A 232-nucleotide genomic window follows, 5' to 3' on the forward strand; every position below is an offset into this window, starting at 1 on the left:
ATGGTCGGCTGGCCGGAGGGCAGGTTCACCACCCCCATGTCGCGCCAGAACACGCCGTCGCGGAAGCCGGTGCCCAGCGCCTTGGAGCAGGCCTCCTTGGCGGCGAAACGCTTGGCGTAGGTCGCGGCCCGCGCGCTGTGCTTGCCGGCGGCGCCGGCTCGGCGCTCGGACTTGGCGCGCTCCACGTCGGTGAAGATGCGGGCGACGGAACGGTCCCCGAAACGGTCCAGCG

1 protein-coding gene is annotated in these 232 nt (G+C 72.8%); it reads right to left on the reverse strand.

The annotated features are described in order from the left end of the window. On the reverse strand, positions 1–232 hold a 232-nt coding region (locus SB816_RS35245; RefSeq protein ID WP_410548656.1), incomplete at both ends, for a holo-ACP synthase.

Source organism: Achromobacter sp. SIMBA_011 (assembly GCF_046535435.1).
In the GTDB taxonomy this organism is placed as follows: domain Bacteria; phylum Pseudomonadota; class Gammaproteobacteria; order Burkholderiales; family Burkholderiaceae_B; genus Achromobacter; species Achromobacter dolens.